The sequence below is a fragment of the bacterium SCSIO 12827 genome (assembly GCA_024397995.1).
Taxonomy (GTDB): Bacteria; Pseudomonadota; Alphaproteobacteria; order Rhodospirillales; family Casp-alpha2; genus UBA1479.
Genome location: CP073746.1, coordinates 1,735,380 through 1,749,540, shown reverse-complemented (window position 1 = coordinate 1,749,540; position 14,161 = coordinate 1,735,380). Strand labels below are relative to the sequence as shown.

The following is a 14,161-nucleotide window of genomic DNA, read 5'->3' as shown; positions in this document are numbered from 1 at the left end:
CTTCTACACCTATTTCCTGTCGCTGCCCTTTGCCGCCGCGATCGAACCGCATCTGCCCATCCTGCAGGTCGTCGTACCGCTTCTGTGCGCACCGATCTGCGTACTGCTACGCGACGCCAAGCTGAGCTGGCTGTGGGCGACGATCGTTACCTGGATCGCCTTCTTCATCGCCCTGGTCTTGCTGGGCAAGGTGCTGGCCAGCGGCCTGATCATTTACGAGCTCGGCAGTTGGCCGGCGCCCTGGGGCATCGAATACCGCATCGACGCGGCCAACGCCCTGGTTCTAGTCATCATCACGGCCATCGGCGCCATCACCCTGCCCTATGCCAAGGCCAGCGTCGAAAAAGAAGTGTCGGAACCCCGCATCTACCTGTTCTACCTGATGTACATGCTGTGCCTGACGGGTCTGATCGGCATCACGACCACGGCGGATGCCTTCAACCTGTTCGTGTTCCTGGAAATCTCGTCCCTGTCCAGCTATGTGCTGATTAGCCTGGGCGGCAATCGCCGGGCGCTCACCGCGTCCTACCGTTACCTGATCATGGGCACCCTGGGCGCGACCTTCTACATCATCGGCGTCGGCCTGATGTACATGATGACGGGCTCGCTCAACATGGCGGACTTGGCGACCCTGCTGCCGGCCGTGGATCACACGCGTACGGTGCTGGCCGCCTTCGCTTTCGTGGTGGTCGGCCTGGGGCTCAAGCTCGCGATGTTCCCGCTGCACACCTGGCTGCCCAATGCCTATGCCTTCGCACCCTCGGCGGTCACCGTGTTCCTTGCCTCGACGGCGACCAAGGTCGCGATCTATGCCTTGCTGCGCCTCGTCTTCACCGTATTCGGCGGAACGGACCTGTTCATCGGCACGGACATCAGTCTGATGCTGATCATCGTCGCCCTGGTCGGCATGTTCGCGGGCGCCTTCGTCGCCATCTTCCAGAATGACGTGAAACGCATGCTGGCCTACTCCAGCGTGTCACAGGTCGGCTACATGGTGCTCGGCATCGGCATGGCCTCCGCCGCGGGCCTGACCGGGGGCATTGTCCATCTGTTCAACCACGCCGTCATGAAGGGGGCTGCCTTCATGGCCGTGGGCGCCATGTTCTATGTCGTCGGATCGGTCCGGCTCAACGACCTTGCCGGCATCGGCAAACGCATGCCGGTGACCACGGCGGTGTTTCTGGTCGCCGGTCTATCGCTGATCGGCACGCCGGTGACGGTCGGCTTCATTTCCAAATGGCAGTTGGTGCAGGCTTCGCTTGCCCTCGGCTGGTGGTATGTCGCGGCAGGTATCCTGCTGTCGTCGCTGCTCGCCATCGTCTACGTCTGGCGGGTGGTCGAGGTCGCGTATCTTAAGGCCCCGCCCGAAGGCGCCGTCGGGCGCAGCGAGGCGCCGCTGTCCATGCTGGTGCCGATGATTGTGTTGGCCGCGGCCACCATCTGGTTCGGCATCGACGGCGACACCACCTTGCGCATCGCCGGTGAGGCGGCCAACGCCCTCATGGGTCCCGCCAGTGGAGGCAAGCCATGACCGGTCTTCTTGCCGGCTGGGCACCGGGCGACGCCCTGGTCCTGGCTCTCGTCATTCCGGTTATCGGGGCCTTTCTGGTCTTGGCCCTCGGGCGTTGGGAAAACGCCCGCGACGGCGCCAGCCTGCTGACCGCCGCCTGCCTGTTCTACGTCGTCGCCCAATTCTACCCCATCGTCGCGGCCGGCGGCCGGCCCGACATCGTGCTGTCCGACATGGTGCCGGGGCTGTCGATCCGTCTGACGCTGGAACCGTTGGGCATGATCTTCGCCGGGATCGCCAGCTTCCTGTGGATCGTCACGACACTGTACGCCATCGGTTACATGCGTGGTCATCACGAAGAAAACCAGACCCGGTTTTTCTTCTTCTTCGCCATCGCCATTGCGTCAGCCATCGGCGTCGCCCTCGCCGGCAACATGCTGACGCTGTTCGTGTTCTACGAGGTGTTGTCAGTCTCCACCTTCCCGCTCGTCGCCCATCACGGGACGGAGGAAGCCAAACGCTCGGGGCGGATCTATCTCGGCATTCTGCTGTCGACCTCAATCGGCTTCCTGCTGTTCGGCATGATCTGGACCTGGCAGATCGCAGGAACCCTCGATTTCGTCCGGGGCGGCGTGTTCAATGCCGAACAGGCCCAGGGCCCGATGATCGCAGTCCTGCTGGCGCTCTATGCCTTCGGCATCGGCAAGGCGGCGTTGATGCCGTTCCACCGCTGGCTGCCGGCGGCCATGGTAGCACCGACCCCGGTCTCGGCCCTGCTGCACGCCGTCGCGGTCGTCAAGGCAGGCGTGTTTTCTGTTCTTAAGGTCGTCGTTTACATATTCGGAATCGACCTTTTGAAACTGGCGCCGGGTACGGATTTTCTACTCTATGTCGCCGCGTTCACCATCATCGCGGCATCTATCGTCGCCATGCGTCAGGACAACCTGAAGCTTCGCCTCGCCTATTCGACAGTGAGCCAGTTAAGTTACATCGTCCTGGGCGCCATGCTGGCGTCCGATATTGCGGCCCTTGGGTCGGCGATGCACATCGTGATGCATGCCTTCGGCAAGATCACCCTGTTCTTCTGCGCCGGCGCGATCATTGTATTCGCCCACAAGACCGATATTTCCGACATGAAAGGGCTTGGCCACCGGATGCCGGTGACCTTTTTCTGCTTCTTCCTAGCGTCGATGTCCTTGATCGGCCTGCCCCCCATGGGCGGAATGTGGTCGAAATGGTACATCGCCCTAGGCGCGGCTGAGACCCATCAACTGGTATTCGTCGCGGTGCTTATGGTGTCGTCGCTCCTGAATTTGGCCTATTTAATGCCGGTGGTTCTATACGGCTTCTTCGGCAAAGAATCGATACAGTCGGAGGAAGGCGCGGATAACGATCATGACGACCATGAACACCATCATGCACCGCCGAACCATCCACTTCTTCGGCATATGACGTTCGGTCGAGAGGGCATATCCGATGCCTCCTTTATGTGCTTGCTTCCCATCGTGCTGACGGCGACGGGTTGTGTCCTTCTGTTCTTCTATGCGGACCGAATTCGCATATTCCTAACACCCGTATTTGGAGGCTGAGCATGAGCGAGCACCAAGAGCAGGGCAACAGCGCGCGCCGGTACTGGCTCGACGACCAGAAGAACGTGCGAAAGATCATAATCACGCTTTTCATCGTCTGCGGACTGCTTTTCCTGGCGGACGGTTTCTATGAAAAGCATTCCCACTTCGGGTTCGAGGATGTTTTCGGCTTCTATGCGATCTACGGGTTCGTAATGTGTGTCATCCTGGTGCTTGCGGCAAAAGTGATGCGCATCTTTCTAATGCGCGACGAGGATTATTATGACCGCGATCAGTAGCATCAACCCGGGCTTGATCCTTATCCTAGGCGCGCTGCCGGCGCTCCTACTGCCGTCGGTTATTAGACGCCTCTATATCCTCGCTCTGCCGATTGCCGGGTTCATGCTCGTCCATCAGTTAGAGCCGGGGACCCTTGTGACCATGGAAGCCTTCGGCATGACGCTGGAGCCTTTGCAGGTTGATCGTCTGTCCCTCGTTTGGGGCTACATCTTCAATATCGCAGCGTTTTTGGGTCTTCTGTTCGCATGGCATGAACGCGACATTCTGCAGCAAGTTTCCGCGCTGGTGTACGCAGGTGCTGCCATCGCCGCGGTCTTCGCAGGCGACTTGGTGACACTGTTCGTATTCTGGGAACTCACCGGGATATCCTCGGTATTTCTCATCTGGGCGTCCAGGACCCCGGAAGCCTATCGGTGCGGCATGCGCTACTTGGTGATTCAAGTCACATCCGGCGTCATTTTATTGGCCGGAGCGATCATCTGGTATGCAGATACAGGTTCTATCGACTTCGGCCATATCGGCATCGATTCCGTCGCCGGAAAACTGATCCTGTTGGCATTTGGAATCAAATGCGCGTTTCCGCTTCTGCACAACTGGCTGCAGGACGCCTATCCACAGGCGACCGTGACCGGAACTGTTATCCTCAGCGCATTCACGACCAAACTTGCGGTTTACGCGCTTGCGCGTGGCTATGCCGGGACCGAAGCTCTGATCTATATCGGAGCGACCATGACCGCGTTCCCAATCTTCTATGCGGTAATCGAGAACGACCTTCGGCGCGTTCTGGCATATTCGCTCAACAACCAGCTCGGATTTATGGTCGTTGGCGTGGGGGTCGGAACGGAATTGGCCTTGAACGGCACAGCGGCCCACGCATTCAGCCACATTCTGTACAAGGCCCTCCTGTTCATGTCCATGGGTGCTGTATTGTTCAGAACCGGCACTTGCAAGGGCTCCGAACTCGGCGGGCTTTACAAGTCCATGCCCTTAACGACCGGATTTTGCATCATCGGCGCGGCTTCCATTTCAGCGTTTCCTCTCTTCTCCGGTTTCATTTCCAAATCAATGATTCTTACGGCCGTTGCTGAAGAGCATCGCTGGTTCATCTGGGGAACGCTGCTGTTCGCATCGGCAGGCGTGTTCCATCATTCCGGCATCAAGATTCCCTATTTCGCGTTCTTCGCTCATGACAGCGGCCGACGCGTAAAGGAAGCCCCCTGGCACATGCTGTTGGCCATGGGACTCACGGCGTTCCTGTGTATCTTTATCGGGGTCTACCCAACGGCGCTATACGACATCCTGCCCTATGCCGTCGATTACAAGCCGTACACGTCGTATCACGTGATTCAGCAGTTGCAACTTTTGATGTTTTCAGCACTGGCCTTCACAGTGTTGATGCTGACGCGCATCTATCCCCCGGAACTTAGATCCACCAACCTGGACACGGACTGGTTCTACCGGATTGCCGGGCCGGTCGTCGTCGGCCGTCTGGTGCATGGATTGGCCGCCATCGGCAACGCAGTCGAAGGGATACTGACCAAGGCCGTGGTCGATACGATCACGGTCATCCGCCGTCACCATGGCCCCGAAGGCTTCATGGCCAAGACCCTGCATCTCAGTTCGATGGTGTTCTGGGTGGTGGCCGCGTTGGCCTTCGTGCTGATCCTGGACTTCGCCCGGGGCGTCTGACCGCTACTGTTCGTCGATGCGCAGGTTGACGTCCATTTCCTCGAGCCCGCCGCCCGAGCGCAGGCCCCGGATCGGGCAGGCCGTGCCGTAGTCTAGCCCCAACGCCAACCGGATATAGGCATCCGTCGCACATTGCTCGTTGGCTGGATCGAAGCTGACCCAGCCCAAGCCCTCGACCAGGGTCTCCGCCCAGGCGTGGCTTGCCAAATGGCTGTCGTTGCCCTTCCCCGCCGCCAGGTATCCGGATACGTAACGCGTGGGCAAGCCTAAGTGGCGGGCGGCGGCGATGAACAGATGCGTTTGGTCCTGGCACACGCCCTTACCGGCGGCCAGCGCCTCGGAAGCCTTGGTTTCCACCGTGGTCTGACCGGACTGGTACTGCACGGCCTCGGCCACGGCAGCCATCAGCGCATGGCCCGCGGCAAGCGCCCCCTGCGATTCAAGAATCTTGGCAATCGGCTTGGCGAACTTACGGATTCCGTCGTCGGCATCCGTATAATCCGTTGGCGTGAGAAAGATATAGGGCGGCAGCCCGTCATCCATGGGCAGGATGCCGTTGGTATCCGACGTCGTGATCTCGCCGCTGACGGTGACACGCACCTCGTCGTGCTCTCCGTCAAAGGTCACGACATGGGCGTGGTTGTCGAACCCGTCGGTCCAGGGCGTCAGGCGCCCGCTCGCCGTGATCTCCCATTGGCGGACCCGCTGGCACAGGTCTGCGCGCGGCGTCATCCGAATGTACTGAATCGAATGGGTTGCCGCTTCCGCGAACTTGAACTGGGTGACGTGCTTGACGGTCAGATGCATGACGCACTCATTGGATCATCAGGAAGTCTTTTTGGATTTGCAGGCTGAGATCGTGCAAGCCGGCCCGGTAATCTTCCAGGAACCGCGCCATGCCCGTGCGGTAGACGCGCTCGATGCGCGCCGACTGCAGCCGGTTGAGAAGGTCGCGCGACTGTTCGAAACACCGCGACCGCGGGCGCAAGCCCTCCAGAACCTGACAAATCTCCTCGACACAGGCCATGACGGAACGCGGGATCTCCTCGTTCAGGGTCAGCAATTCAACGACCCGGCGCGGGTCGATCTGGCTTTTGTAGATTTCCCGATAGGCCTTGTAGGCGTTGACCGATCGCAGCAGCGTACCCCATTGGTAATAATCGAGGGTCGCCGTGTCCTCACGCGAAATGGGGCCCGTCGGCTTGAAGGTATGGGCGCGGGCGGCCAGCAAGCGAATGGTATTTTCCGCCCGCTCGATAAAAACGCCCATGCGCCAGAATTCAAAAGCTTCGCCACGCCGCATGGTGCCATGGGCAACCCCGCGGAACAGGTGCGAGCGCACCTTGATCCACTCCAGGAATTCGTGATGCCCCATGTCCTGCATGTCGGCATAGGTGGTCTTTGCAATGTCCAACCAAGTGGAATTGATGGTCTCCCACATATCCGTGGTCAACACATGGCGCGTGGCGCGCACATTCTCGCGCGCCGACCAAACACAAGACCGGATGCTTGACGGGTTCTCGCGGTCCAGCACCATGTAGGTCAGCACCGGATCGGTCTTGAAGGCATCGTACTTGGCAAGGTAGGCGTTGCGTTCGGCCTCGGACTGGAACAGCCCTTCCCACAGGCCCGCCTGGGCCCCCCGCCGCGCCGGCAGCAGGGACATGTGATAAAGCCCGGTCAGCAGGCGCGCAGTATTTTCCGAACGCTCCATATAGCGCGCCATCCAGAACAGGTTTTCGGCGGTGCTTGATAACATCTCTGCGTCGCCCTCCCTATTCCTCTTCCTCGATGACGACCGGCGCCTCGAGAACCCAGGTGTCCTTGGTCCCGCCACCTTGCGAAGAATTAACGACCAGCGACCCCGGCTTCAGCGCTACGCGCGTCAGGCCGCCCGGCACCACGCGGGTCTTGTCGCCCGACAGCACATAGGGTCTGAGATCGACATGGCGCGGCGCGATGCCTTCCTCAACCAAGGTCGGGCAGGTCGAAAGCGCCAGGGTCGGCTGAGCGATATAATTGTCCGGCTCCGCCTTCAGGCGCCGCTTGAAATCGTCGCATTCGGCCTTGGTGGCTTTGGGCCCCACCAGCATGCCGTAACCGCCGGACCCATGGACTTCCTTGACCACCAGATCGGCGATGTTGTCGAGCACGTACTTGAGGTCGTCCGGCTTGCGACAGGAATAGGTCGGCACGTTCTGCAGCACCGGCTCCTCCCCCAGGTAGAAACGGATCATGTCGGGTACGAAGCAGTACATGGCCTTGTCGTCGGCGACACCGGTGCCCATGGCGTTACACACGGTCACGCGGCCGCTGCGCACGACGGACAGCATGCCGGGCACGCCCAGGGCCGAGTCCGGATTGAAGGCCAGCGGGTCGATGAACCCGTCATCGACCCGGCGGTAGATCACGTCGACCCGCTTGGGCCCTTCGGTCGTGCGCATGAACATGGAGCCCGAGTCGACGAACAGGTCGCGCCCTTCGACCAGTTCGATCCCCATTTCCATGGCCAGGAACGCATGTTCGAAATAGGCGCTGTTGTATTGTCCCGGCGTCATCAGCACGACCGTGGGGTCATCCACGCCTGCCGGCGCCACAGCCTGGAGCGAGCGCAGCAAATATTCCGCATAGCGATCCACTGGTGCGACCACGGACTGCGCGAACAGATCCGGGAACAGGCGCATCATGGTTTCGCGGTTTTCCAGCATGTAGGACACGCCCGACGGCGTGCGCACGTTGTCTTCCAGGACATAAAAGGTCTTGTCGTCGACCCGCACCACATCGACGCCAGACACATGGGCATAGACCCGGCGCGGCAGGTCGAGCCCCAACATCTGCGGCTGGAAGGCCTCGTTGGTCATCACCAGTTCGGCGGGCACGATGCCGGCGCGGATGATTTCCTGTTCGTGATAGATGTCGTGCAGAAAGGCGTTGAGCGCATCGACCCGCTGAATGGCGCCCCGTTCCAGAACGCTCCATTCCTCGTGGCTGATAATGCGCGGGATGACGTCGAAGGGAATCAGGCGCTCGCCGCCCTCGTCCTCGCCATAAACGGTGAAGGTAATGCCGAGCCGGCGGAACAGCAAATCCGCCTGTGCGTGCTTCTGACGAAGCCGCTCCAGGGACTGGTCGGTCAGCCAGGCCGAATAATCTCTATAAGCCGCTCGGATGTCTCCGTTCGCGGCATGCATTTCGTCGAAAATGTCGAGTTTCTCTCTATCGGACAAATTCACCCCAGGAGCCCAGTTGCCATTAAACCGTAGAGCATCATTTGGTGCAGCGCAACAGAGCCGACACCGGTCTGTAACGTTTAACGGGTTGGCCTGCTAAGGTTTTCCGTGTAGAGGCGTCGGGGGGATTTGCCATGTCCACTTATCCGTCCTTCGCCGCTCTCGCGGTGTTCATATTCGCCGTCGCCGCCGATGCGGCGGAGGCACCGTGGCGCGACCTGCCCCGGGCCGAAATCTTGGAAGAGGACTCCCACCCCCACGATGTCCAACCCGGCCAGGAAGCCCGTTTTCATACCCTGCCCGCCGCAACACCGTCCTTGATCGACGTCAAGTGCTCGCTGACCGGACCGGCGGCCCGGGCCACCATCGTGACTTCCGGCATGGAATTGCAGGACTGGCCGCTGCCGGGCCGTGAATTCAACCTCGCGCCCGGGGCGACCCTGTGGCTCGACATCACCGCCGTGGTCGCCCCCAGTTCCCAGAACGCCCCTTATTTCGCATTCCGGAACCTGGATGCATCGCGCCTGCTCCGGCACCAGTGCTATAACAATTAGAACAAACGCAGACACCAAACAGACCCTCCAAGGAAACCTCCGAATGTCCGATGATCAAACAGGCATGAAAAAAGGCCTGACCCGCTATGGCGACGACGCCTTTTCCCTGTTCCTGCGCAAGGCCTTCATCAAGGCCATGGGCTACACCGATGACGCCCTGAACCGTCCGATCATCGGCATCGCCGACACCTTTTCCGGCTATAACGCCTGCCACAAGACCGTGCCCGACCTGATCGAGGCCGTGAAACGCGGCGTTATGCTGGCCGGCGGCCTGCCGGTGGAGTTTCCGACCATCTCGATCCATGAAAGCTTCGCCCATCCGACCTCCATGTTCCTGCGCAACCTGATGTCCATGGACACGGAGGAAATGATCCGCGCCCAGCCGATGGATGCGGTCGTGCTGATCGGCGGCTGCGACAAGACGGTGCCGGCGCTGTTGATGGGCGCCGCCTCGGCCAATGTGCCGGCCATCGTCTGCGTCACCGGCCCCATGGGCACCGGCAGCCACAAAGGCGAGCGTTTGGGTGCGTGCACCGATTGCCGGCGCATGTGGGGCAAGTTCCGCGCCGGCGAGATCGATGAGGCCGAAATCGAGGACATTTCCTCCAAACTGGTGCCCACGGCGGGCACCTGCGGCGTCATGGGCACGGCCTCGACCATGGCGTTGATGACCGAAGCCATGGGCATGATGCTGCCCGGCGGGGCGGCGATCCCGGCCTGGGCCTCCGACCGCCTGCGCCATGCCGAGGAAACAGGCACCCGCGCCGTCACCCTGGCCAAGGAAAAAGTGACGCCAGATCAAATCATTACGCAAGCGTCCCTGAACAACGCCATGAAGACCCTACTGGCCGTCGGCGGGTCGACCAACGGCATTGTCCACATGGCGGCCGTGGCCGGACGTCTGGGTCTCAACGTTGATCTGGACGCCTTCGATACGATGGGCCGCGACGTCCCCATGCTGGTCGACCTGAAACCCAACGGCAGCTACTACATGGAAGACTTGTGGAAGGCTGGCGGCCTGACCACCATCCTGCGCGAGATCGAGGATCTTCTCGACCTGGATTGTCCGACCGTGTCGGGCAAGACGCTGGGCGAGAAGTTGGCCGCCATGCCCCCGGGCTGGGATCAGGACGTCGTGCGTCCACGCAGCAATCCCCTGTTCTCCAAGGGCAGCATGGCCGTGCTGCGCGGTAATCTGGCGCCGAACGGTGCGGTTTTGAAACAGTCGGCGGCCGACCAGGGCCTTTTGGTCCATGAAGGCCGCGCCGTGGTGTTCGAAAACCTGGAAGACCTGGCCGAACGCATCGACAGTGCCGACCTGGACGTGACGCCCGACGACGTGCTGGTGCTGCGCAACATCGGGCCCAAGGGAGCCCCCGGCATGCCCGAGGCCGGATACATTCCGATCCCGAAGAAACTGGCCAGCCAAGGCGTGAAGGACATGGTGCGCATTTCCGATGGCCGGATGAGCGGCACCGCCTTCGGAACGATCATCCTGCACGTCTCGCCCGAGGCCGCCGATGGCGGCCCCCTTGCCCTGGTGCAAACGGGAGACCGCATCCGCCTGGACACCCCGAACCGCAGCCTTACTCTACTAGTAGACGAGGCCGAAATGAAATCCCGACGCGACGCCTGGACCCCGCCCCCGGCCCATCAGGGATCGGGCCGCGGCTATCTGAAACTCTATCTGGACACGGTCACCCAGGCGGAGGAAGGCGCCGATTTTGACTTTCTTCAGGCAACCGGCAACTCATAACAGCCGGGACATCTGCAAACGTAGTTATCCTTAACCGCTTCAGCAGTTAAATGGCATCTCTGCGCATTATTTCCCCGAATAACAACAAGTTGCAGATGTTTTTATAGATGAAATAAAAGTAATATACGCCGTTTACGGCACGTGTTTACGTTCCAAGCTCTGTGTTGACGGCCGTTTTTCTCGCCGCGATTCCAGAACCGAAACGGCATGGCCCATGGAGGAAAACCGGCACGCTTAATGCATTAACACCGGATAGATTTAGGCATGTACGTGATAGGGTGCCCGCAGGCGTTGGGGGAGCCTATCAAGAGGGAAATCACAATGGCTTTTCGTAGCTTGAATTCCTGGGGCGATTTTTCTTATGGCGCTTCGCGCGAAGAACGCCTGGACGAACTTGCCGCCCCCATACTGGTGGAAACATTCGCTTATTGGAAAAAAGTTACGCCCAAGGGTGCGATCGGCCCGGCATGGGGTGTCTTTAGGCTTCAGGACCTATCGCCAGAGGCCATTTCCCTGACACTGGTTGTCGATGTTCTCCGCGATCCGTTGGACTTCCGTTACCGTTTTTGGGGCACCGCCCATGTAGAGCGGAAAAAGATCGACCGTACCGGGCAAAGGACGTCTGATGAACATCCCCAAGGGCGCGGCCCCAAGGTCGCGGGTGAATACCAAACCGTCGTCGAGCGACACATCCCGCTGCTGTTTTCCAGGCTGATCGAATTCCCAGATGGTCGACTACCCCTCCCCCAACTGGCTCTCCGTCTTCCGCTTTCAAACGACGGAGAGCAGGTTACGGGAATCGCTTCCGTAACGTATTGGGATGAAAAGCAGCTTATCAGCGGAAACAACCGCTGAGCTATCCCCCCAGGAACAGGCGGCCTACGTCCTCGTTCTCCAGCAGCGCGTCGCCGGTGCCGGCGATGGCCAGTTCGCCCGACACCAGGACATAGCCGATATCGGCGAATTCCAGGCCCTTCTTGGCGTTCTGTTCGACCATGATGATGGTCTTGCCTTCGGTATGCTGAAGGTCGTCCAGGATGTCGAACACCATGTCAATGAACCGGGGTTCCAACCCGATGGATGGTTCGTCCACCAGCAGAACGTCCGGGTCCATGACCAGGGCGCGGGAGATTTCCAGAAGTCGGCGCTCGCCACCGGACAGCACCTTGGCCAGATGCTTGCGCCGCTGGGCCAGGCGGTCGTACTTGGCGAACACCTTTTCCGCCGCTTCCTTGGCCTGGGCCGTGGTTTCCATGAGGAATCCGCCCATCCACAAGTTCTCTTCCACGGTCATGTCGGGGAAGATGGATTTGTCCTGCAGGATATAGGCGATGCCGGCCTGCTTCAGCTTCTGGTTGGCGGTCATATGGGCGACGTCCTGGGCTTTGGCGCCCTCACCCACCAGGATGTTTCCGCCCATCACCGTATTGAGGCCGTAGATGGCGTGCAGCACCGTCGACTTGCCGGCCCCGTTGGGGCCGATCAGGCAGAGCGACTGCCCCTTGGCGACCTGCAGGTTGAGGCCGTGGATGATCTCCATCTTGCCGTAACCGCAACGCAGATTCTTCAGATTGACGAAGGGATCGTTGTTGGCCAGAGACGCGACCTGCTCCAGCGGGACCTCGACAGCCATGGCTTTGGCCTGGCGGTTGACGTCTTCGACGGAAATGACCGCGTCGACGGTTCCCATGTGATAGCCGGTGGAGCGGCGGTTCGCGGCGGCCCCGGCGGATTCGTTTTCTTGTGCCTTGTTTTCGTCGGCCATGTTCAGTGTGCTCCCAGATAGGCGTCGATGACGCGCTGGTCGTTCTGGACCTCGTCCGGCGTGCCATGGGCGAGAAGCTCGCCATGGGCCAGACAGTAGATCGACTGGGCCATGTTCATGATCACGCGCATGTTGTGCTCGATGACGAACAGGGTGATGCCCAGTTCTTCATTGGCGCGGCGGAGCCGGTCGATCAGCCCGTTGATGAGCGTCGGGTTGATGCCCGCCGTCGGCTCGTCAAGCAGCAGCACTTCGGGCCGGTTCATCAGCGCCATGGCGAATTCGAGAAGCTTTTGCTGCCCGAACGAAAGGTCGCCCGAGATCAGCCGCCGTTTTTCGTAAAGGCCCACGAAGTCGAGCAGACGGTCGACCTCTTCCATGGTTTCCTTGTCGCCGCGGTTCTTGAACATGTCCGCGAAGCCCAACTTACGGTGCGGGATCGAGATCAACATGTTGTCGATGCAGTTCATGTTCGAGTAGATGCGCGTCTGCTGGAAAGTGCGCAGAAGGCCCAGGCGCGCGATCTGCGGCACCCGGTAGGAGGAGATTTCCTCGCCCTTGAACTTGATCGAGCCCTCGTCGATGGGATGGTAGCCGACGATGGAGTTGAACAGGGTCGTCTTGCCCGAGCCGTTCGGCCCGATCAGGCCGGTGATGCCGCCGGACGGCACCTTCAGCGAGATGTTGTGGTTGGCGACCACGCCCCCGTAGGACTTCGATACGCCCGAGATTTCAATGACGGTATCGGTCATTTTGCCGTCTCCTTCTTGTCGACGATGATGCCGAACCGTTCCGGGAATTTTTCCATCAGCCACCCCATGATGCCCTGCTGGAAGAACACCACGTTGACGATGATCAGCACGCCGAGCGCCACCCACTGCCAACCCAGGAAGTAGGTCCAGGTGAATTCCTTCAGGACGTGGAACAGGGCGGCGCCAAGGATCGGCCCCCACAGGGTCCCCTTACCGCCCAGCAGCGACATGGCGACCATAAAGATGCCGAAGGTGGCGACCGGGAAGGCCACTTCCAGGGGCTCGACAAAGCCCGTCATATTGCCGAACAGGGCGCCGGAAATCCCAAGGAAGAATGCCGATACCGACCATGCGATGGTCTTGTAGCGCAGGGTATGGATGCCCATGGCCTCGGCTTTCTGTTCGTCGTCGCGGATGGCGTTGATGGCCAGGCCGAAACGGGTCGAATAAAGCCAGCTGCAGAACAGATAGGTTCCGATCGCGGCGAAGAAGCACATGAAATAGAACATGAACGACTTGCCGTCGGCGCTACCTGGGTAGACGGGCATGGCCAAGCCGCCGCCGGCGCCGACCCATTCCCAGGTCCCCATCAGTTCACCGGCCGTCAGCGCGATGCCGAGGGTGCCGATGGCGAAATAAGGTCCGCGCAGACCGAACAGGGTCCAACCAAGGGACGCCGCCAACAGGGCCGAACCGATACCTGCTGCCAGAATCCCCCATCCCAAGCCCCAGAAGTATTCGGAACTCGTATAGGAAAAATCGACCGCGCCAGAGGACGCCGTATATTCGGACACCTCGGCGAACATGCTGATCTGGACCAGGGCCGAGATATACATGCCCGAACCGAAGAACAGGATGTTACCGAGCGAGTTGTAGCCCATCTGACCGCCCATGATGTCCCAGGTCAGAGCGAACAGGACCATGACCCAAAGGACGGCGATCTGGATGGTCACGCCGGGAATGACGAAGGGGGCCCCGATACCGAAGATCAGGATCGGCAGATGCAGTTTCGGATTGAATGATTCCAAGGTTTTTGC

The 14,161-nt window shown here is 60.4% G+C and carries 13 protein-coding genes; 7 read left to right on the top strand and 6 right to left on the bottom strand.

The genetic code is table 11. The features are described from left to right. Positions 1-40: 40 nt before the first annotated feature. Genes KFF05_08180 through KFF05_08165 form a run of 4 tightly spaced genes read left to right on the top strand, consistent with a single transcriptional unit; the run spans position 41 to position 5,067 of the window. A complete protein-coding gene (locus tag KFF05_08180; GenBank protein ID UTW53628.1) occupies positions 41-1,531 on the top strand; it encodes a monovalent cation/H+ antiporter subunit D family protein in 1,491 nt (496 codons plus the stop codon). After that, positions 1,528-3,099: a monovalent cation/H+ antiporter subunit D family protein gene (locus KFF05_08175; protein ID UTW53312.1), complete on the top strand. Its 1,572-nt coding sequence runs from the start codon at positions 1,528-1,530 to the stop codon at positions 3,097-3,099. The genes KFF05_08180 and KFF05_08175 overlap by 4 nt, the downstream gene beginning before the upstream one ends. 2 nt (positions 3,100-3,101) lie before the next feature. Continuing rightward, positions 3,102-3,377: a hypothetical protein gene (locus KFF05_08170; GenBank protein UTW53311.1), complete on the top strand. Its 276-nt coding sequence runs from the start codon at positions 3,102-3,104 to the stop codon at positions 3,375-3,377. Further along, the gene (locus tag KFF05_08165; GenBank protein ID UTW53310.1) at positions 3,361-5,067 is read left to right on the top strand and encodes a Na(+)/H(+) antiporter subunit D; all 1,707 of its coding nucleotides are present in this window, start codon (positions 3,361-3,363) and stop codon (positions 5,065-5,067) included. Before KFF05_08170 ends, KFF05_08165 begins: the two co-directional genes overlap by 17 nt. Positions 5,068-5,070: 3 nt before the next feature. Here KFF05_08165 and KFF05_08160 read toward each other — a convergent pair whose 3' ends face one another. From KFF05_08160 to KFF05_08150, 3 genes are read right to left on the bottom strand one after another with little or no spacing between them, the layout of a single operon-like run. Further along, entirely contained in the window at positions 5,071-5,874 is an 804-nt protein-coding gene (locus KFF05_08160; protein UTW53309.1) for a transglutaminase family protein, read from the bottom strand. Positions 5,875-5,881: 7 nt separating this feature from the next. Further along, on the bottom strand, positions 5,882-6,826 hold the full coding sequence (locus KFF05_08155; GenBank protein UTW53308.1) for an alpha-E domain-containing protein: 945 nt from the start codon (positions 6,824-6,826) through the stop codon (positions 5,882-5,884). A 16-nt stretch (positions 6,827-6,842) separates the two neighbouring features. Next, complete coding sequence (locus KFF05_08150) at positions 6,843-8,258, bottom strand: circularly permuted type 2 ATP-grasp protein (protein UTW53627.1); 1,416 nt, start codon at positions 8,256-8,258, stop codon at positions 6,843-6,845. 173 nt (positions 8,259-8,431) lie between these two features. Between KFF05_08150 and KFF05_08145 the strand changes: the two genes are divergently transcribed. From KFF05_08145 to KFF05_08135, 3 genes are all read left to right on the top strand, one after another. After that, positions 8,432-8,851 (top strand): hypothetical protein, encoded by a 420-nt coding sequence (locus KFF05_08145; GenBank protein ID UTW53307.1) that lies wholly within the window; start codon positions 8,432-8,434, stop codon positions 8,849-8,851. A 43-nt stretch (positions 8,852-8,894) separates the two neighbouring features. Further along, complete coding sequence (locus tag KFF05_08140) at positions 8,895-10,607, top strand: dihydroxy-acid dehydratase (protein ID UTW53306.1); 1,713 nt, start codon at positions 8,895-8,897, stop codon at positions 10,605-10,607. 321 nt (positions 10,608-10,928) lie between these two features. Continuing rightward, positions 10,929-11,462 (top strand): hypothetical protein, encoded by a 534-nt coding sequence (locus KFF05_08135; protein ID UTW53305.1) that lies wholly within the window; start codon positions 10,929-10,931, stop codon positions 11,460-11,462. Between the two features lies 1 nt (position 11,463). On the opposite strand, the gene KFF05_08130 is transcribed toward KFF05_08135, so the two are convergent. The 3 genes from KFF05_08130 to KFF05_08120 all read right to left on the bottom strand — a co-directional run bounded on the left by KFF05_08130 (position 11,464) and on the right by KFF05_08120 (position 14,047). Further along, positions 11,464-12,240: an ATP-binding cassette domain-containing protein gene (locus tag KFF05_08130; protein UTW53626.1), complete on the bottom strand. Its 777-nt coding sequence runs from the start codon at positions 12,238-12,240 to the stop codon at positions 11,464-11,466. A gap of 134 nt (positions 12,241-12,374) precedes the next feature. Beyond that, entirely contained in the window at positions 12,375-13,124 is a 750-nt protein-coding gene (locus KFF05_08125) for an ABC transporter ATP-binding protein (GenBank protein ID UTW53304.1), read from the bottom strand. Then, positions 13,121-14,047, bottom strand: coding sequence for a branched-chain amino acid ABC transporter permease (locus KFF05_08120; protein UTW53625.1), 927 nt, complete (start codon positions 14,045-14,047; stop codon positions 13,121-13,123). The genes KFF05_08125 and KFF05_08120 overlap by 4 nt, the downstream gene beginning before the upstream one ends. Between the last annotated feature and the right edge of the window lie 114 nt (positions 14,048-14,161).